The sequence below is a fragment of the Novosphingobium meiothermophilum genome, assembly GCF_003171715.1.
Classification (GTDB): Bacteria; Pseudomonadota; Alphaproteobacteria; order Sphingomonadales; family Sphingomonadaceae; genus Novosphingobium; species Novosphingobium meiothermophilum.
Map to the genome: position 1 here is coordinate 112,728 of NZ_QGHL01000008.1, position 16,778 is coordinate 129,505.

Here is a 16,778-nt window from a genome sequence, read left to right on the forward strand (position 1 = left end):
GGCTTAGCCCTTCGGCGCGCGGTTGGGAATTGCGCGAATGGCGGATCAATCCCGCGCCATCCCCTTTGCCATGCGCGAAAGCACGTCCGCCATGGCCTCGGCAATCTCGCTGTCGGGCGGGGCAACATCTGCAATGGCGCGGGTCATGCAATCGGCCCATTGCCCGGCGGTCTTTCGGGTGATCGGGAAGGGCTTGTGCATCGACATCATGCACTTGCCGGGATTGGCCTCGAACCAGTCGCGGGGGCCGCCGCACCATCCGGCCAGAAAACCAGCCAGCGATTCGCGCATCGGGGCAAGATCGGGCGCGTGCATCGCGCGCAGCGCCTTGTAGGCAGGATCGGATTCCATGAGATCATAGAACCGGTCGGTGATCCGGCGCAGCATCTCCTTGCCGCCAATGCGGTCATAGGGGGATTTCGCCGGAGCTTCTGCAACATCGCTGGCCAAGGGATCGCGCCTTTCGCGTTCAGGGGATCGGGAGCCTTGGCTGTGCCCTGCGTTGCGCCAGCCATCATTGATCCCGGTCAAGCGCATTCTCCGGGGCAATCATCGCGCGCAGCGTTTCCAGCCGGTCCGCCTCGTGCGCGGGCTTGTCGGTGCGGATACGGTTGATGCGGGGAAAACGCATGGCAAGGCCGGACTTGTGGCGCTTGCTGGCATGGACCGAATCGAAGGCAATCTCGAACACCAGCGACTTGTCCGTTTCGCGCACCGGGCCGAACTTGGCCACGGTGTGCTGGCGCACGTGCCGGTCGAGCAGTTTCAGTTCCGCATCGGTGAACCCGAAATAGGCCTTGCCCACGGGCAGCAGTTCCGCTCCCTGATCGGGATCGCCGTTCCAGCAGCCGAAAGTGAAATCGGAATAGAACGAGGAGCGCTTGCCGCTCCCGCGCTGCGCATACATCAGCACGCAATCGATCAGCAGCGGATCGCGCTTCCACTTGAACCACAACCCGGCGCGGCGGCCCGCAACATAGGGGCTGTCGCGCCGCTTGAGCATCACGCCCTCGATCGCCTCGTCGCGCGCGCGGGCGCGGATTTCGGAAAGTTCGTCGAAATCGCGCGCAGGGATTACCGGCGAGATGTCGAAACGGGTGGCGTCAAGGCGCGCGGCCAGCGCTTCCAGCCGGGCGCGGCGCTGATCCCATGGCCTTTCGCGCAGATCCTCGCCATTCTCGATCAGCAGGTCATAAAGGCGCACGAAGGCGGGATAATCGGCCAGCATGACGTTCGACACTCTCTTGCGGCCAAGACGCTGTTGCAGGGCGTTGAAACTGGCCGCGCCACCCGCCGTGCCGCGCTGATGCACGCCGCGCACCAGCAGTTCGCCATCAAGCACGCAAGGGGTGGAAAGGGCTGCGGCAATTTCCGGGAACGTGGCGGAAATGTCATCGCCGCTGCGCGAATAGACGCGGGTTTCGCCTGATACATGCGCGATCTGCACCCGGATGCCGTCCCATTTCCATTCGGCCGCGTATTCCGAAAGGTTCAACGTTTCGGCTTCGAGCGGGTGAGCCAGCATGAACGGGCGGAACAGCGGCAGCAGATCGGTGCGCGGCGGTGGTGCGCCCCTGTCGGCCCATGCGAAGAGCGGCGCATAGGGCGGGGTCTGGCCGTGCCAGTATTCTTCCACCTCCTCCACGCTCACCCCGAAAGCCTGCGCGAAGGCAACCTTGGCAAGCCGCGTGGAAATGCCGACGCGCATGGCGCCCGTGGCAAGTTTCAGCAGTGCATGGCGACCCCTGGTGTCAAGACGGTCAAGCAGGTCTGCCAGAACCGCAGGCGCGGTGCTGCGGGATGCCTCGCCCAGTGCTGCGACGACCTCGGCCACGCCCGGTGCGGGCAGAGGCTCGCTCACCGGATCGGGCCAGAGCAGGCTGGCGGTCTCGGCCGTATCGCCTACATATTCCCGGCTCAGCGCCCAGAGCACCGGATCGACACGCTCAGCCATCATGCTGCGGATCAGGCTGGCTTTCACGGCGGGGAAGTCCAGCCCGTCCGTCAGCGCCGCGAGCGCCCAGCCACGGTCGGGATCCGGCGTCTCGCGCAGGTAGGCGGCCAGCAGGGCAAGCTTGGCATTGCGCGACGGTGTGAGGAGCAGCGCATCGAGCAGGGCGGCGAAACGCTCCATCAGTCGCTCTCGTCCTCGTAGCCGACCAGCGCCAGCGCGCGGGCCTTTCGCTGGGTCAGTTCGCACCAGCGCAGAAGGGCTTCCTCACGGCCGTGGGTGATCCATGTTTCGGCCGGGTTCACTTGCGCGATTGTCTGGGTCAGTTCGTCCCAGTCGGCATGGTCGGAAATGACGAGCGGCAGCTCAACGCCGCGTTGGCGCACGCGCTGGCGCACGCGCATCCAGCCCGATGCCATGGCGGTGATCGGATCGGGCAGGCGGCAGCTCCAGCGGTCGTTGAGTGCCGATGGCGGGCAAATGACGATGGCGTTGGCCAGCGCTGCCCTGGGCACGCCCGCCACCGGCCTGAGATTGCCGAGGTCAACCCCGTGCTCCTGATAGAGCCGGCACATTCTCTCCATCGCGCCATGAAGCCAGATAGTTTCGCGGTATCCGGCGGCGCGCAGTTCGGCGATCACGCGCTGCGCCTTGCCCAGGGCATAGGCGCCCACGAGGATGCAGCGGCCCTGTTCGTTCTCGCGCGCGGCCAGCAGCCTTGCGATCTCCTCGCCGATTGGCGGATGGCGAAAGACCGGCAGGCCGAAGGTGGCCTCGGTCACGAAGACATCGCACGGCGTGACCGCGAAAGGCGCGCAGGTGGGATCGGGGCGGCGCTTGTAGTCGCCGGTCACGATCACCCGCTCTCCGGCGTGTTCCAGCAGGATTTGCGCGGAGCCGAGCACGTGGCCTGCGGGCAGGAAGGTTGCGCTGACGCCGCCGCCGAGGCTGATCCTCTCGCCATAGACGACCGCGCGCGCGCCCGTTTCACCCACGCCATAGCGCAGGCTCATGATCGCCAGCGTTTCAGGCGTGGAGATGGTCTGTCGATGACCGGCGCGGGCATGATCGGCATGGCCATGCGTGACAAGCGCGATATCCACCGCCCGCGCAGGATCGATCCACGCATCGGCAGGGACAATGTAAAGCCCTGTCGGTTCGGGTCTGAGCCAGGAGAAGGGCGGTTTCATCGCGCAGACCATGGCGGGAGCGCGCGAGGCGTTCCAGTGCCCATCAGGCCGTGAAGTTGCGCGGCGCAACTCTGGTGCAAGAAAAAGGCCCGTCCCGGCAAGGACGGGCCTTGATCCCTGAGATCAGGCAAAGGCTTATTCGGTTTCGTCGGCGCTTGGCTCTTCGGTTGCCGCAGAACCGGCCTTGCCCTTCTTCGCCTTCTTCTTGACCAGCTTCGGCGCGGCCGGGGTCAGTTCGAAGGACAGCGCATCGTCCTTGAGGCTGACGTGGACCTCGCCGCCATTGGCCAGCTTGCCGAACAGCAGTTCTTCGGCCAGCGGCTTCTTGACCTTTTCCTGAATCAGGCGGGCCATCGGGCGGGCGCCGTAGAGTTTGTCATAGCCCTTTCTGGCCAGCCAGCCGCGCGCATCCGAATCGAACTGGATGTGCACGTTCTGCTCGGCCAGTTGCAGTTCGAGCTGGAGCACGAACTTGTCGACCACGCGGCTGACCACTTCAGGCGGCAGGTAGCCGAAGGGCACGATGGCATCGAGCCGGTTGCGGAACTCCGGGGTGAACATCTTCTTCACCGCCTCGTCGCCCGCATCGGCCTTGGACACGTCGCCGAAGCCGATGCCCTGACGCGCCATGTCCGAAGCGCCCGCATTGGTGGTCATGATGAGCACGACATTGCGGAAATCCACGGTCTTGCCGTGGTGATCGGTCAGCCGCCCGTTGTCCATCACCTGAAGCAGGATGTTGAACAGATCGGGGTGCGCCTTCTCGATCTCGTCGAGCAGCAGGACGCAGTGCGGCTGCTGGTCGATCGCATCGGTAAGCAGGCCGCCCTGATCGAAGCCGACATAGCCCGGCGGCGCGCCGATCAGGCGCGAGACCGAGTGGCGCTCCATGTATTCCGACATGTCGAAGCGTTGCAGCGGAATGCCCATGATCTGGGCAAGGCTGCGGGCGACCTCGGTCTTGCCGACGCCGGTGGGGCCGGAGAACAGGAACGAACCGATCGGCTTGTCGGGATCGCGCAGGCCCGCGCGGCTCAGCTTCATCGCGCTGGATAGCACCTCGATGGCCTTGTCCTGCCCGAAGACGAGCCGCTTGAGATCGCGCTCCAGATGTTCGAGCACCTTCTTGTCGTCGCTCGACACCGACTTGGGCGGGATGCGCGCCATCGTGGCGATGACCTGTTCGATCTCGCGCGCGGTGATGGTCTTCTTGCGCTTTGAAGGCGGCACCAGCATCTGCATGGCGCCCACTTCGTCGATCACGTCGATGGCCTTGTCGGGCAGCTTGCGGTCGTTGATGTAGCGCGCCGAAAGCTCGACCGCGGTCTTGATCGCATCGGGCGTGTATTTCACCTTGTGGTGTTCCTCGAACGCGGTGCGCAGACCTTTGAGGATCTTGATCGTGTCCTCGATCGTCGGCTCGTTCACGTCGATCTTCTGGAACCGGCGCAGCAGGGCGCGGTCCTTCTCGAAGTGGTTGCGGAACTCCTTGTAGGTGGTCGAGCCGATGCAGCGGATCGTCCCGCCCGAAAGCGCGGGCTTGAGCAGGTTGGAAGCGTCCATGGCGCCGCCGCTGGTCGCGCCTGCACCGATCACGGTGTGGATTTCGTCGATGAACAGAACGGCGTGCGGCATCTTTTCCAGTTCGGCCACCACCTGCTTCAGACGTTCCTCGAAATCGCCGCGATAGCGCGTTCCAGCCAGCAGGCTGCCCATGTCGAGCGAATAGATCACCGCATCGGCCAGCACTTCGGGAACGTCGCCTTCCACGATCTTGCGGGCAAGGCCCTCGGCAATCGCGGTCTTGCCCACGCCCGGATCGCCCACATAGAGCGGGTTGTTCTTCGACCGGCGGCACAGGATCTGGATCGTGCGGTCCACTTCCGGCCCGCGCCCGATCAGCGGATCGACCTTGCCGGCAAGCGCCTTTTCGTTGAGGTTGACGCAGAACTGGTCGAGCGCGGTTTCCTTCTTCTGGCCCTTGGCGTCGGCCTTGTCTTCCTGCTTGGGTGCTTCTTCCTCGGCGCCCTTGGGCGTGCGGCCTTCGACCTGTCGGCCACCCTTGCCGATGCCGTGGCTGATGAAGCTGACGGCATCGAGGCGGCTCATGTCCTGCTGCTGGAGGAAATAGACGGCATAGCTGTCCCGCTCGGAGAACAGCGCGACCAGCACGTTGGCGCCGGTGACGGTGTCCTTGCCCGAAGACTGGACATGCAGGATGGCGCGCTGGATCACGCGCTGGAACCCGGCGGTCGGCTGGGGATCGGCCTTTTCCTGCGTCTTGAGCGACTGGTATTCCTGATCGAGATACTGTCGCACGACATCGCCCAGATCGCCAAGGTCCACCCCGCAGGCCTGCATGACCTGCGCGGCATCGGGATCGTCGATCAGGGCGAGCAGCAGATGCTCCAGCGTCGCATACTCGTGGCTGCGCTCGGACGCGTTGGCGAGCGCGGTGTGCAGCGTTTTTTCGAGGCTCTGGGCGAAACTGGGCATGTTGCGGCTACTTTCTGGCTTGCGCCGGTGGGTTCCCGGAGAGGGAGAGTGCACACGCGGTATTAACCCTGGCTAAACCACGAGTGCGTGTGAAGACAGATGCCCGAAAGGCATCCGCACCCGCTGCGATATGGTGACGCCCTTCGGCAAAGGGAAGGGCGCGCGCGTTCATCCGGCGGAGCCTGATGGTGGCGGCGTGCGGAACAGCGCCTCTGCCGCAAGGCGATGCGCGCTGGCCCTGTCGCGGTGCGCGGCGGTGCGCGCGATCTCGGCTTCCAGCAGAAGGATGCGCGCGTTCAGTTCGTCGTGCGAGAGCGAATCGAGCGGCTCTGCCGCCAGCCTGCTGGCCAGATCCCCTTGTGGGCGAGGGCGATCATCTAGGTCCATAGCGGGCACAATGGGCGCCGCATTGCCTTGCTGTCAACGCCCAGTGTCGGCTACCGGAAGACAAATTGGTATTCGCCATTTTCCACGAAGGGGTAGCAGGGGCAAGATGACGAGAGCCATTCCGGCAACGATGACCGCGATCGGCTGGGATGGGCCCGGCGGTCCCGAAGTGCTGCGCCCGGAAACCGTCCCCGTGCCGCAACCGGGGCCGGGGCAGGTTCTGCTGAAGGTGGCCTTTGCCGGCGTCAACCGGCCCGACGTGGTCCAGCGGCAGGGGTTCTATCCTGCGCCGCCCGATGCCTCGCCGCTGCCGGGGCTGGAAGTTGCCGGACAGGTCGTGGCGATGGGCGAAGGCGTGACCTGGCCCTTCATCGGAACGCCGGTCTGCGCGCTGGTGGCGGGTGGCGGCTATGCCGAATACTGCATTGCCGAAGCGGCGCAGTGCCTGCAGGTTCCCACCGGACTTTCGCTGGCCGAGGCTGCCGCCATGCCCGAAACCCTGTTCACCGTGTGGCACAATGTGTTTGAACGCGGCATGGTCGCCCCCGGCGAGACGATCCTTGTCCATGGCGGCACCAGCGGCATCGGTTCCATGACGATCCTGCTGGGCAAGCTGTTCGGCGTGAACGTGATCGCAACCTGCGGCGGCGCGGAAAAGTGCGCGCAGGCGCTTGCCATCGGCGCAGCCCATGCGATCGACTACAAGGCCGCCGATTTCGTGGCCGAAGTCGAGCGCCTGACCGAAGGGCGCGGGGTGGACATGGTGCTCGACATGGTTGCGGGCGATTATGTGGCGCGCAACATCAAGTGCCTTGCCGACGATGGGCGGCATGTGACCATTGCCGTGCAGGGCGGGGTTCGCGCCGAAATCAACATGGCCGAGGTCATGCGCCGCCGGATCACGCTGACCGGATCGACCCTGCGACCGCGGTCGAAGGCGTTCAAGGCCGCACTGGCAGCCGAAATCCGCGATACGGTCTGGCCGATGGTGGCAACGGGCGAACTGCGCCCGGTCATGGACCAGACCTTCCCGCTGGATCAGGCATCTGCCGCCCATGCGCGGATGGAACAGGGTGCGCATATCGGCAAGATCGTGCTTCACGTGAGCTGAAGCCGAAGCGCTTGCCACAAAGCAAAAGGGCCGCCCCATAACGGGAGCGGCCCTTTTTTCGTGGCTGAGCCTTCGGGAGGCTCAGCTGTCGGAAATCCCTTCGGCGCGGCGCGCGGCAAGCCATGCGGCGGCTTCGGCTTCCTGTGCGGCTTCCGATGCAGCCTTGGCAGAGGCCTCGCGTTCGGCACGCAGTTCCTCGATCAGGGCATCACGATCGGATCCAAGGCGCTGGTCGGCAGCGCCGTCGTCCTCGATCCCGGCCTTCTTGGCGGCCTTGGACACCAGCGCATCAAGTTCGCGCTGCGAGCACAGCCCCAGCGTGACCGGATCCTTCGGATTGATGTTGGCGATGTTCCAGTGGCTGCGGTCGCGGATCGCGGCAATGGTGGTGCGGGTGGTGCCGATGAGCTTGCCGATCTGCGCATCCGAAACTTCGGGGTGATGGCGCAGGATCCACGCAATGCCATCGGGCTTGTCCTGACGCTTGGATACCGGCGTGTAGCGCGGCCCCTTGGTGCGGCTGACCGAGATCGGCGCACGCTGCATCTTGAGCCGGTAATCGGGATTGGCCTGCCCGCGGTCGATTTCGGCCTGGGTCAGTTCGCCCGAATGGATCGGATCGCGCCCGGTGTATTTCTGGCCGGCAAGGTCATCGGCCATCGCCTGCACCTCAAGGATGTGCAGGCCGCAGAACTCGGCAATCTGTTCGAACGTCAGCGCGGTATTGTCGACGAGCCACGAAGCTGTCGCATGGGGCATCAGCGGATAGGCGGGCTGGTTGCTCACGGACGGTCTCCCGATAAGTCGGCCCTGCCGGAGCGGACACGACCTGAAAAGCGGATACAATAAGGGCCGCCCCTCGCGGAGCGGCCTTGAACGGAGCCGATGTAAGCCGGGAATGGCGAATCGGCAAGGTTTTGTTTGAAAGGCTCAGCTTACCAGCGTGAGGGCCGGTTCCTCGCCCGTATGGACGCGGTGCGCGAATCTGCCATCCACCTGCGCGCCCTGTTCGATCGTCAGCGCGTCATAGGTCACGTCTCCGTGGATGCGCGCGGTCTTGAGGATGACGAGTTCGCCCGCCTCGATCGATCCGTGAACCGTGCCCGAAAGACGCGCGCTCTGCGCCCGGATCGCGCCGGTGACGACGCTTTTTTCGCCCTGAACGAGCGCGGCGCAGGTGATGTCGCCTTCCACGCTGCCGTCGATGTGCAGATCGGCACTGGCCGAAAGATCGCCCTTCACGGCCACGTCCGCACCCAGCACCGAGAAACTTGCCGCCATGCCCGGATTACTCCCCGTGCTTTTCATCGTGCGCGCCGGTTCCGGCGCGGATTTCCTGAACATGCCTGTTTGCCTCAAGAAACGGGCGCGGATTGACCGGGCGGTCATTGATCCGCACTTCGAAATGGAGATGGGGGCCGGTTGACCGGCCGGTATTGCCGATCTGGCCGATGGCGGTTCCGGCTTCGACCTTCTGTCCTTCCTTTGCATCGGTGCGCGACATGTGCGCATAGCGCGTGAGCAGGCCGTTGCCATGGCTGATTTCGACGACGCGGCCATAGCCCTGCTTGACGCCCACGAAGCTGACCGTGCCTGCCGCCGCCGCATAGATCGGGGCGCCCACCGGCCCGCGGAAATCAAGCCCGGCGTGAAACGCGGGGCCGCCCGTGAACGGATCGGATCGATAGCCGAAGCCGCTGGAGATATATTCGAGGCGCGCGGGCAGCGTATTGGGTATGCGGGCCAGGCCCCGCTCAAGCGCGGCCATGCGTTCAAGGCTCGCGCCGAAGCGGGCAAAGCGGGGGTCCACGCTCTCGTCCCGATCGGTGAAGAGCCGGATCAGCGGGCCACCCTGCCCCTCGCGCGAGGCGCCGCGCAGCATGGCCGGGTTCAGCCCGACACGGCGGATGGCCGTTTCATAGCGGGCGGCGCGGGCGTCGGCGTAACGGGTCAGGCGTTCGATGAAGGCAAGCTGCCGGGCTTCCACTTCGGCAAGGCGCCTTCCTTCGGGAAGTTCGAGCGAGATCTTGCGAACGGTCTTCTGCGCCTCGGCTGTGCTGTCGGATACGGTGCCCTGCGGCAGGTCGTTCGGCAGTTCGCCGATCGTGCCCTGAATTGCCTTTTCGATGAAATCCTGTCGGCGTTCCAGTTCGTCGGCCACGCCCTCGATGCCGCCGCGATACTTTGCCACGCGGCTTTCAGCCGATGCCACGGCTGCTTCGCGTTCGAGCAGGGCGGCATGGTCGCGCGCGGCGGTGAACTGGGAGACGAGCGCTGCGCCCATTGCGCCCAGCCACAGCAGCATGGCGCCGGCCACTCCGCCAGCGACACCCATCTGCACCCGCGAGGACAGGCGGATGAACCGCACCTCGCCCTGCACGCGCATGAAGAACTCGCGTTCGGGGAACCACTGCCTGACGCGGGTCATGCCCGCGCCCAGCCTCTGGCGGGCCGCGGCGCTACCGGCCCGCAAGCGGTCAGTCATCTTGGCTGGCACGAACCTGGCGACCCCCGGATCAATCCTGTCCCGGCCCTGACAGCCGGTCGGTTGGTTAACATGTGTTTCCCGTCGGGGGTGCGGCCTAGCGGGGCCATGGGGCGCTGGCGAATCGAAACCGCTCCACCCGCGCCGGAGCGTGTGACTCCCCCGATGAATCGTTTGCAGCAGGTGATCGCCAGCATACCGTTGCCGGCATCGGGCGGGGCAGGCCGTGCAGATCATGCAGATCTGCACTCGGCCGATTCGCGCGTTCGCCCGCGCGGGTGGATGACATCGCGCTGCCTCGATGGTAGGGGCAGGCCATGTCCAGCCAGCCCCATGCCTCCGCCGAAACCGTGACCGCCATGGTCGAAGGTCTCGCCCGTGCCGCCCGGTCCGCCCAAGCGCTTCTGGCGCGCATGGATGCACCGGCCAAGGAGCGCGCTCTCAAGTGCGCTGCCGCCGCCCTGCGTGCCTCCGAAGCCGAGATTCTTGCCGCGAACGCGCAGGACATGGCCAACGGTGAGGCCAATGGCCTTACAAGCGCCATGCTCGACCGGCTCCGCCTGACGCCTGAGCGCCTTGCCGGGGTTGCCGATGCGGTCGAGCAGGTCGCATCGCTTGCCGATCCGGTGGGCGAGGTAATTTCCGAAACGGCGCGGCCCAACGGCATGGTCTTGCAGCGGGTGCGCATTCCGGTGGGGATCATCGGCATCATCTATGAAAGCCGCCCCAACGTGACGGCGGATGCCGCCGCACTGTGCGTGCGATCGGGCAATGCCGCGATCCTGCGCGGCGGGTCCGAGGCGGTCCATTCCAACCGCGCCATCCACCGCGCGCTGGTGGCGGGGCTGGTCGAGGGCGGCGTTCCTGCCGAGGCGGTCCAGCTTGTCCCCACGCAGGACCGCGCGGCGGTGGGCGCGATGCTGGCGGCGGCCGGGCTGATCGACATGATCGTGCCGCGCGGCGGCAAGAGCCTCGTGGCGCGCGTGCAGGCCGATGCCCGCGTGCCGGTGCTGGCGCACCTCGACGGGATCAATCACACGTTTGTCCATGCCGCGGCCGATCCGGACATGGCCCGCAGGATCGTGTTCAACGCCAAGATGCGCCGCACCGGGATCTGCGGCGCGATGGAAACGCTGCTGATCGACGCTACCTATCCCGATCCGCACGGACTGCTGGAGCCGCTGCTGGATGCGGGGTGCGAACTGCGTGGCGATGCCCGCGCCCGCGCCATCGATCCCCGGATCGTGCCCGTTGCCGCCAATGACTGGGACACCGAATATCTCGAAGCCATCCTGTCGGTAGCGGTTGTCGATGGTCTGGACGAAGCGCTGGCGCATATCGCGCGCCATGCATCGGGCCATACCGACGCCATCGTGACCGACGATCAGGCAGCCGCTGACCGCTTCCTTGCCGAAGTGGACAGCGCCATCGTCATGCACAACGCATCCAGCCAGTTTGCCGATGGCGGCGAGTTTGGCCTTGGTGCGGAGATCGGCATTGCCACGGGGCGGCTCCACGCGCGCGGGCCTGTCGCGCTGGAAGGGCTGACGACCTACAAGTGGCTGGTGCGCGGTTCCGGGCAGGTCCGGCCCTGACGGCCCTGACATTGCCCGCAGGCCCGCTGACCGGCCCGCTGACCGGATTGCTGGGCGGCAGTTTCAATCCGGCGCATGGCGGGCATCGCCGGATCAGCCTGTTTGCGCGCGCGGCGCTGGGGCTGGACGAGGTATGGTGGCTGGTTTCGCCCGGCAATGTGCTCAAGCCAGCGGCAGGCATGGCCCCGCTTGCCGCGCGGCTGGCCTCGGCGCAGGCGATGAGCCGCAATGCGCCGATCCGCGCCACCGCGATCGAGCAGGAACTGGGCACGCGCTTTACCGTGGATACGCTGCGCGCGATCCGGCGCCGCTTCCCGCGCAGGCGCTTCGTGTGGATCATGGGGGCTGATAATCTGGCCCAGTTCCAACGCTGGAAGGACTGGCGCGGCATTGCCCGCGAGATGCCGATTGCGGTGATTGCCCGACCGGGATATGATGCAGCGGCCTTGGCAAGTCCCGCCATGGCATGGCTGCGCCGCTGGCGCCAGCGGCCCGGTCAGTTCGTTTCCGGCGCAAGGCGGAGCGCTCCGGCGCTGACTATTCTTCGCTTCGATCCTGACGACCGGTCGGCCAGCGCGATTCGCGCCGCCGATCCGGAATGGGCAAGCCGCATCCCTGTGGCAAGACTGCGCGATGCCGTGACGCATCGCCCAATCGGGCGAGGAAAATCCTGACCGCGCAATATCTTGGCCGCACCTGCGCCGTAAGGCGCGCGGGTGCGGGCGGTCAGCTCCGACAGCCTTATCCCTTGACTCTTGAGCCACGGAGGCCATTTCGCGCGACATGACCAGCGTTCAACCGCTGTCGGCCAAGGCCGGCACCGCCCCCCAGACCCCTCAATCCCCGGCCGATCATTCGCCCGCAGCGCTGCACGATCTCGTGCTCCGCTCGCTCGACGACGATCAGGCGCAGGAAGTGGTTTCGATCCCGCTCGAAGGCAAAAGCTCGGTTGCCGATTACATGGTGATCGCGTCGGGCCGATCCACGCGTCAGGTGGCCGCGATGGCGCAGAAGCTGGCCGAGCGGATCAAGCATGGCGGCTTCGGCCACGTGCGGATCGAGGGGCTTCCGGCGGCAGACTGGGTGCTGATCGATGCCGGGGATGTGGTGGTCCACCTCTTCCGCCCGGAAGTGCGCACGTTCTACAATCTCGAACGCATGTGGGCCTTCGGAGACGCAGGCGCGGCCTGATCGGGGTTGCTGCACCCGTGGCAGCGACGCCCTGAGGGCGTGTCTGCGCGCGCAGCCATGATGGCAACTTTGCCGGGGATTCATTTCCTCGCCGATCCCCGCTAGACGGGGCCAATGCTGCTGCATGTCATCGCTCGCGGAAAGATCGGCCGCTCGCCGGAGGCGGAACTGGTTGACCGCTATGCCCGGCGGATTGCGTGGGATTGGAAAGTCACCGAATTGCCAGACCGTGGCGGCACCGTGCCCGCGCCTGCGCAGACGCCTTTGCGCACGGTGGCGCTTGATGAACGGGGGCGACAGCTCACCTCGGCCGAGTTCGCCGCAATCCTTGGCCGCTGGCGCGATGATGGTGTGCGCGAAGCGCGCTTCCTGATCGGTGCGGCCGACGGACACGACGAGGCACTGCGCGGCTCGGCCGATCTGCTGATCGCCTTCGGCAAGGCAACCTGGCCGCACATGCTGGCGCGGGCGATGCTTGCCGAACAGCTCTGGCGCGCCACCAGCATTCTGGCTGGCCATCCTTATCACCGCGAGGGATAAGCGCACGCCATGACGTCAGCGCGCACCTTCGTTTTCATGATCCTGCTGCTGGCGGGGGCAGCGGGCTGGCAGGTCATGGCGCAGCAGCCCAGCCCCTATGCGGATGCGGGCGATGCGGGCGATGCCCTGCGCCGCGCGGGCGAGGTTCTCGCCCGGTCGCGCGCGCGGGCCGAACAGCTTGAGCAGGCCGCACGCAAGGCGCGGGCCGAGGCTGACCGCACCGCGCGCGAGGCCGCAGCGGTGGCGGCGCGGATCCAGCAGTCCGAGGCCGAGATCCAGATGGCCCAGACCCGCATCGCCATGATCGACCGGCAACGCGAAGTCCTGCGCGCGCGCATGGCCAGCGAGCAGGAACCGGTTGTGCGCCTGACGGCGGCCCTGCAGATGATGGCGCGGCGCCCGCTGGTCTTCAGTCTGGTCCGCGCGGATTCGCTGCGCGACACGGTCTATCTGCGGGCAGTGATGGAAACCATGCTGCCGGAAGTGGGACGCCGCACCGCCGGGCTGCGCGCGGAAATCCAGCGCGGCCGCGAGTTGCAGGAGCAGGCGCGTCTCGCCGCCCGCGAGTTGCGCGAAGGGGAAAGGGCGCTGGCCTCCCGCCGGGCGGAACTGGCTGCGCTCGAAAGCCGCCAGCGTCTGGCCTCGCGCGAGGCGCAGGGCGTGGCCAGCCGCGAGGCCGACCGGGTGCTGGCTCTGGCCGAACAGACGCGCGATCTTTCGGGCCTGCTGGATCAGCTCGAAGAGGCCGGAACCTTGCGCCGCCAGCTTGCGGCCCTGCCGGGGCCGGTCCTGCCACCCACCCGCCCCGGCGAAGTGCTTCAGGTGATCGATGCGCCGCCGCCGCTTCTGGCGGCCGACACCGCCCGTCCTGCTTGGATCATGCCGGTATCGGGCAGGCTCGTGTCGGGCTTTGGCGAACAATCAGCCACCGGACTGACCAAGGGCGTTTCGCTGGCAGTGGCCCCCGGTGCGCAAGTGGTTTCGCCCGCCGACGGGCGCGTGGCCTTTGCCGGGCCTTACCGCGGCTATGGGGCCATCGTGATCGTGGAGCATGGCGGCGGCTGGACCACGCTGATCACGCAGTTCGGCCGCCTTGCCGTGACCGTGGGCGAAACAGTGGTGCAAGGCTCCCCCCTTGGCACCGCAGGGCCGGGGCGGCCGGTCCTCACCATCGAACTGCGGCGCGATGGCGCGCCGGTGAACCCGCTGGGCGAAACCGGCGGCTGATGGCCCCCGCCACCTGTCCTGAAACCTCATCTGGCGTTAAGCCGCCCGCGGCTATATGGTGCCGATGATGAACAGTGATGAACGCACGAGCCACTCCCCCGCCGCCGAAGCGGGCATGGCAGGCCCAGATACGGCAGGTGTGCGCCGCAAGAGCGCGCGGGCGGCCGGGTTGCTGCGCGTTACCGCGCTCGTCTGCGCGGTTGCCCTGATCCCTGCGGCGACGAGCGGTCTGGCGGCGGTGGATGCGCGGTCAGGCCCTGAGTTCAGCAAGCTTCTGGCCGTCTACGAGCGGATCAAGGCCAACTATGTCGAGCCGGTCGATGATGACAAGCTCATCAAGGGCGCGATCAACGGGATGCTGGCCTCGCTCGATCCGCACAGTTCCTATCTGGATGCCCGTGATTTCGAGAATCTGCGCACCCAGACCGAAGGCTCCTATGGCGGGCTGGGCCTTTCGGTCACGCTCGACGATGGCGCGGTCAAGGTCATCGCCCCGACCAAGGGCAGTCCGGCCGATCTTGCCGGGGTGAAGGCCGGGGATTTCATCACGCACCTTGATGGCAAGCTGATCTATGGCGGTTCGCTTGACGAGGCGGTCGATCAGATGCGCGGCAAGCCAGGCACCCAGATAAGGCTCAGCATCTTCCGCCCCGGACGCGACGAGCCGTTCGATGTCACGATCACGCGCCAGATCATCGAACTGAAGCCGGTGGAATGGGAACTTCAGGGCAATGTCGCGGTGATCTCGGTCTCCAGCTTCAGCGCCGATGTCGGCACCTCGGTCAAGAAGGCGTGGGCCGCGGCCAAGGCCAAGGCGGGCGGCAAGGTGGCCGGGCTGGTGCTCGATTTGCGCGGCAATCCGGGCGGCCTGCTCGACGAGGCGGTTGCCTTGTCGGACCTGTTCCTTGAACGCGGGACGATCGTCTCGCAGCGTGGCCGCTATCCGCGCGACAACGAGGTCTATCCCGCCGAGGTCGATACCAAGGGCGATATCGCCAAGGGTGTGCCGATGATCGTGCTGATCGACGAAGGTTCCGCGTCCGCCTCCGAGATCGTGGCTGGCGCCCTTCAGGACCAGCATCGCGCGGTTGTCATGGGACAGCGCAGCTTCGGCAAGGGCAGTGTGCAGACGCTGATCCCGCTGACCCGCGATACCGCCGTCAAGCTCACCACGGCGCGCTACTATACGCCTTCGGGCCGGTCCGTGCAGGAAGGGGGAATCGATCCCGATATCGTGGTGCCGCAGATTTCCGATCCCGATTTCCTGAAGCGCCAGAAGCGGGCCTATCGCGAGAGCGACCTGCGCGGCCACCTCATCAACGAGATCAAGCTCGACGACAAGGATCTGGAAAAGGACAAGCTGGCCGATCCGCGCTTCAAGATGACGCCCGAAGAACTCACGGCGAAGAACATCAAGGACTTCCAGCTGCACTATGCGGTGCAGACGCTGAGCCGCACGGCGGGCACGGTGCTTGCGTCAAACCGGCAGCGTTGAGACGGATCGCCACGCGATGACTCCGGCCAAAGCCCGCGATGCCGCCTATGCGCTTGCCCTGATCGTGCCGGCCTTGCTGATGGGCGGGGCGCTGATCGCACAATATGTCTTCGGCCTGTATCCTTGCGAGATGTGCTGGTGGCAGCGCTATCCGCATATCGCGGCCATCGTGCTGGCAGTGCTCGCGCTGGCCATGAAGCGCGGGAAGGGCAGGGTCGGGGGTGCAGGGGATCTTGCGGTCACTCTGGCGGCCATCGCCACCGGCCTGTCTGGTCTGATCGGCGCGTTTCATGCCGGGGTGGAATATGGCTGGTGGCAGGGCGTTACTGCCTGCGCCACGGTTGGCGGCAGCGGGGCCAGCGCACTTGATGCGATCATGAACGCGCCCGTTATCCGGTGCGATGTTGCCCCTTGGTCTCTCTTCGGAATCAGCCTTGCCGGTTACAATTTCCTGATATCGCTGGGCGGGGCGGTGCTGGTTCTGGCGCTGCTCGGCAAAGGGCGCAAAGGCCGCAAGGGAACCTTCCGATGACCGTGAATACCGCTGAAATGCTGCGCGTCGATCAGGCCGGAGAGTTCGGCGCTACCCGGATCTATGCCGGGCAGCTTGCCGTGATGGGCAACCGCGCGCCCCATTCCGCCGAAATTGCCGCAATGGCCGAACAGGAAGCCGATCATCGCAGGCGTTTCGATGAACTGCTGGTGCGGCGCGGGGTTCGCCCCACGGCATTGCAGCCGCTCTGGTCCGTCGCCGGTTTCGCCCTTGGCGCGGCAACGGCGCTTATCGGGCCGAAGGCAGCCATGGCCTGCACCGCCGCGATCGAGACCGAGATTGACCGCCACTACACCGAGCAGCTTGACGCGCTGGGCGACAGCGATCCCGAACTGGCCGACATGATCCGCGAGTTCCGCGACGACGAGCGCGAACACCGCGATGCGGCGCTGGCCGCCGGGGCCGAGCAGGCACCCGCCTATCCGGTGCTGTTCCACGCGATCCGGCTTGGCTGCCGCGCGGCGATTGCGCTTTCCACGCGGATTTGATTTTCGGCGGGCCTGATTTGCGACGGGCCTGATTTGCGACGGGTTTGACTTTTGTCAGGGATTGGCCGC

17 protein-coding genes are annotated in these 16,778 nt (G+C 66.2%); 9 read left to right on the forward strand and 8 right to left on the reverse strand.

Going from position 1 to position 16,778, the window contains the following annotated elements; genetic code table 11:
• Nucleotides 1-45: 45 nt before the first annotated feature.
• From DKM43_RS09085 to DKM43_RS09105, 5 genes are all read right to left on the reverse strand, one after another.
• Nucleotides 46-450: a group II truncated hemoglobin gene (locus DKM43_RS09085; RefSeq protein ID WP_269089611.1), complete on the reverse strand. Its 405-nt coding sequence runs from the start codon at nucleotides 448-450 to the stop codon at nucleotides 46-48.
• Between the two features lie 64 nt (nucleotides 451-514).
• Nucleotides 515-2,134: a cisplatin damage response ATP-dependent DNA ligase gene (locus tag DKM43_RS09090; RefSeq protein ID WP_109798188.1), complete on the reverse strand. Its 1,620-nt coding sequence runs from the start codon at nucleotides 2,132-2,134 to the stop codon at nucleotides 515-517.
• Nucleotides 2,134-3,141, reverse strand: a complete 1,008-nt coding sequence (locus DKM43_RS09095) for a ligase-associated DNA damage response exonuclease (RefSeq protein WP_109798450.1) — start codon at nucleotides 3,139-3,141, stop codon at nucleotides 2,134-2,136. Before DKM43_RS09095 ends, DKM43_RS09090 begins: the two co-directional genes overlap by 1 nt.
• A 135-nt stretch (nucleotides 3,142-3,276) precedes the next feature.
• Nucleotides 3,277-5,637, reverse strand: a complete 2,361-nt coding sequence (gene clpA, locus DKM43_RS09100; RefSeq protein ID WP_109798189.1) for an ATP-dependent Clp protease ATP-binding subunit ClpA — start codon at nucleotides 5,635-5,637, stop codon at nucleotides 3,277-3,279.
• A gap of 168 nt (nucleotides 5,638-5,805) precedes the next feature.
• Nucleotides 5,806-6,024: a DUF1192 domain-containing protein gene (locus tag DKM43_RS09105; RefSeq protein WP_109798190.1), complete on the reverse strand. Its 219-nt coding sequence runs from the start codon at nucleotides 6,022-6,024 to the stop codon at nucleotides 5,806-5,808.
• 106 nt (nucleotides 6,025-6,130) lie between these two features.
• On the opposite strand from DKM43_RS09105, the gene DKM43_RS09110 reads away from it, so the two are divergent.
• A complete protein-coding gene (locus tag DKM43_RS09110; RefSeq protein ID WP_109798191.1) occupies nucleotides 6,131-7,135 on the forward strand; it encodes an NAD(P)H-quinone oxidoreductase in 1,005 nt (334 codons plus the stop codon).
• An 81-nt stretch (nucleotides 7,136-7,216) separates the two neighbouring features.
• Here the strand turns inward: DKM43_RS09110 and DKM43_RS09115 are convergent, their stop codons facing one another.
• The 3 genes from DKM43_RS09115 to DKM43_RS09125 all read right to left on the reverse strand — a co-directional run bounded on the left by DKM43_RS09115 (nucleotide 7,217) and on the right by DKM43_RS09125 (nucleotide 9,620).
• Nucleotides 7,217-7,894 carry a DUF1013 domain-containing protein gene (locus tag DKM43_RS09115; RefSeq protein ID WP_407938491.1) on the reverse strand — a complete coding sequence of 226 codons (678 nt, stop codon included), beginning with the start codon at nucleotides 7,892-7,894 and terminating at the stop codon, nucleotides 7,217-7,219.
• Nucleotides 7,895-8,065: 171 nt separating this feature from the next.
• Nucleotides 8,066-8,416 carry a bactofilin family protein gene (locus DKM43_RS09120; RefSeq protein ID WP_201739821.1) on the reverse strand — a complete coding sequence of 117 codons (351 nt, stop codon included), beginning with the start codon at nucleotides 8,414-8,416 and terminating at the stop codon, nucleotides 8,066-8,068.
• 7 nt (nucleotides 8,417-8,423) lie between these two features.
• Nucleotides 8,424-9,620, reverse strand: a complete 1,197-nt coding sequence (locus tag DKM43_RS09125; protein ID WP_109798194.1) for a M23 family metallopeptidase — start codon at nucleotides 9,618-9,620, stop codon at nucleotides 8,424-8,426.
• 317 nt (nucleotides 9,621-9,937) lie between these two features.
• Here DKM43_RS09125 and DKM43_RS09130 point away from each other — a divergent pair, with 317 nt between their 5' ends.
• The 8 genes from DKM43_RS09130 to DKM43_RS09165 all read left to right on the forward strand — a co-directional run bounded on the left by DKM43_RS09130 (nucleotide 9,938) and on the right by DKM43_RS09165 (nucleotide 16,709).
• On the forward strand, nucleotides 9,938-11,215 hold the full coding sequence (locus DKM43_RS09130; protein ID WP_109798195.1) for a glutamate-5-semialdehyde dehydrogenase: 1,278 nt from the start codon (nucleotides 9,938-9,940) through the stop codon (nucleotides 11,213-11,215).
• On the forward strand, nucleotides 11,179-11,889 hold the full coding sequence (locus DKM43_RS09135) for a nicotinate-nucleotide adenylyltransferase (RefSeq protein WP_109798196.1): 711 nt from the start codon (nucleotides 11,179-11,181) through the stop codon (nucleotides 11,887-11,889). The genes DKM43_RS09130 and DKM43_RS09135 overlap by 37 nt, the downstream gene beginning before the upstream one ends.
• Before the next feature lie 109 nt (nucleotides 11,890-11,998).
• Nucleotides 11,999-12,406 carry a ribosome silencing factor gene (rsfS, locus tag DKM43_RS09140; protein ID WP_109798197.1) on the forward strand — a complete coding sequence of 136 codons (408 nt, stop codon included), beginning with the start codon at nucleotides 11,999-12,001 and terminating at the stop codon, nucleotides 12,404-12,406.
• 114 nt (nucleotides 12,407-12,520) lie between these two features.
• The gene (locus DKM43_RS09145) at nucleotides 12,521-12,946 is read left to right on the forward strand and encodes a 23S rRNA (pseudouridine(1915)-N(3))-methyltransferase RlmH (RefSeq protein WP_109798198.1); all 426 of its coding nucleotides are present in this window, start codon (nucleotides 12,521-12,523) and stop codon (nucleotides 12,944-12,946) included.
• Between the two features lie 9 nt (nucleotides 12,947-12,955).
• Nucleotides 12,956-14,173 (forward strand): murein hydrolase activator EnvC family protein, encoded by a 1,218-nt coding sequence (locus DKM43_RS09150; RefSeq protein WP_109798199.1) that lies wholly within the window; start codon nucleotides 12,956-12,958, stop codon nucleotides 14,171-14,173.
• A gap of 115 nt (nucleotides 14,174-14,288) precedes the next feature.
• Nucleotides 14,289-15,668, forward strand: coding sequence for a S41 family peptidase (locus tag DKM43_RS09155; RefSeq protein ID WP_109798451.1), 1,380 nt, complete (start codon nucleotides 14,289-14,291; stop codon nucleotides 15,666-15,668).
• A gap of 16 nt (nucleotides 15,669-15,684) precedes the next feature.
• Nucleotides 15,685-16,200 carry a disulfide bond formation protein B gene (locus DKM43_RS09160; protein WP_109798200.1) on the forward strand — a complete coding sequence of 172 codons (516 nt, stop codon included), beginning with the start codon at nucleotides 15,685-15,687 and terminating at the stop codon, nucleotides 16,198-16,200.
• The gene (locus DKM43_RS09165; protein ID WP_109798201.1) at nucleotides 16,197-16,709 is read left to right on the forward strand and encodes a demethoxyubiquinone hydroxylase family protein; all 513 of its coding nucleotides are present in this window, start codon (nucleotides 16,197-16,199) and stop codon (nucleotides 16,707-16,709) included. Before DKM43_RS09160 ends, DKM43_RS09165 begins: the two co-directional genes overlap by 4 nt.
• Nucleotides 16,710-16,778: the final 69 nt, after the last annotated feature.

Excerpts from the sequence above, each read along its gene's own strand:
- DKM43_RS09090 (WP_109798188.1), bottom strand. The coding sequence starts at position 2,134 with ATGGAGCGTTTCGCCGCCCTGCTCGATGCGCTGCTCCTCACACCGTCG.
- DKM43_RS09095 (WP_109798450.1), bottom strand. The coding sequence starts at position 3,141 with ATGAAACCGCCCTTCTCCTGGCTCAGACCCGAACCGACAGGGCTTTAC.
- clpA (WP_109798189.1), bottom strand. The coding sequence starts at position 5,637 with ATGCCCAGTTTCGCCCAGAGCCTCGAAAAAACGCTGCACACCGCGCTC.
- DKM43_RS09105 (WP_109798190.1), bottom strand. The coding sequence starts at position 6,024 with ATGGACCTAGATGATCGCCCTCGCCCACAAGGGGATCTGGCCAGCAGG.
- DKM43_RS09110 (WP_109798191.1), top strand. The coding sequence starts at position 6,131 with ATGACGAGAGCCATTCCGGCAACGATGACCGCGATCGGCTGGGATGGG.
- DKM43_RS09115 (WP_407938491.1), bottom strand. The coding sequence starts at position 7,894 with ATGCCCCATGCGACAGCTTCGTGGCTCGTCGACAATACCGCGCTGACG.
- DKM43_RS09120 (WP_201739821.1), bottom strand. The coding sequence starts at position 8,416 with ATGGCGGCAAGTTTCTCGGTGCTGGGTGCGGACGTGGCCGTGAAGGGC.
- DKM43_RS09125 (WP_109798194.1), bottom strand. The coding sequence starts at position 9,620 with ATGACTGACCGCTTGCGGGCCGGTAGCGCCGCGGCCCGCCAGAGGCTG.
- DKM43_RS09130 (WP_109798195.1), top strand. The coding sequence starts at position 9,938 with ATGTCCAGCCAGCCCCATGCCTCCGCCGAAACCGTGACCGCCATGGTC.
- rsfS (WP_109798197.1), top strand. The coding sequence starts at position 11,999 with ATGACCAGCGTTCAACCGCTGTCGGCCAAGGCCGGCACCGCCCCCCAG.
- DKM43_RS09145 (WP_109798198.1), top strand. The coding sequence starts at position 12,521 with ATGCTGCTGCATGTCATCGCTCGCGGAAAGATCGGCCGCTCGCCGGAG.
- DKM43_RS09150 (WP_109798199.1), top strand. The coding sequence starts at position 12,956 with ATGACGTCAGCGCGCACCTTCGTTTTCATGATCCTGCTGCTGGCGGGG.
- DKM43_RS09155 (WP_109798451.1), top strand. The coding sequence starts at position 14,289 with ATGGCAGGCCCAGATACGGCAGGTGTGCGCCGCAAGAGCGCGCGGGCG.
- DKM43_RS09160 (WP_109798200.1), top strand. The coding sequence starts at position 15,685 with ATGACTCCGGCCAAAGCCCGCGATGCCGCCTATGCGCTTGCCCTGATC.
- DKM43_RS09165 (WP_109798201.1), top strand. The coding sequence starts at position 16,197 with ATGACCGTGAATACCGCTGAAATGCTGCGCGTCGATCAGGCCGGAGAG.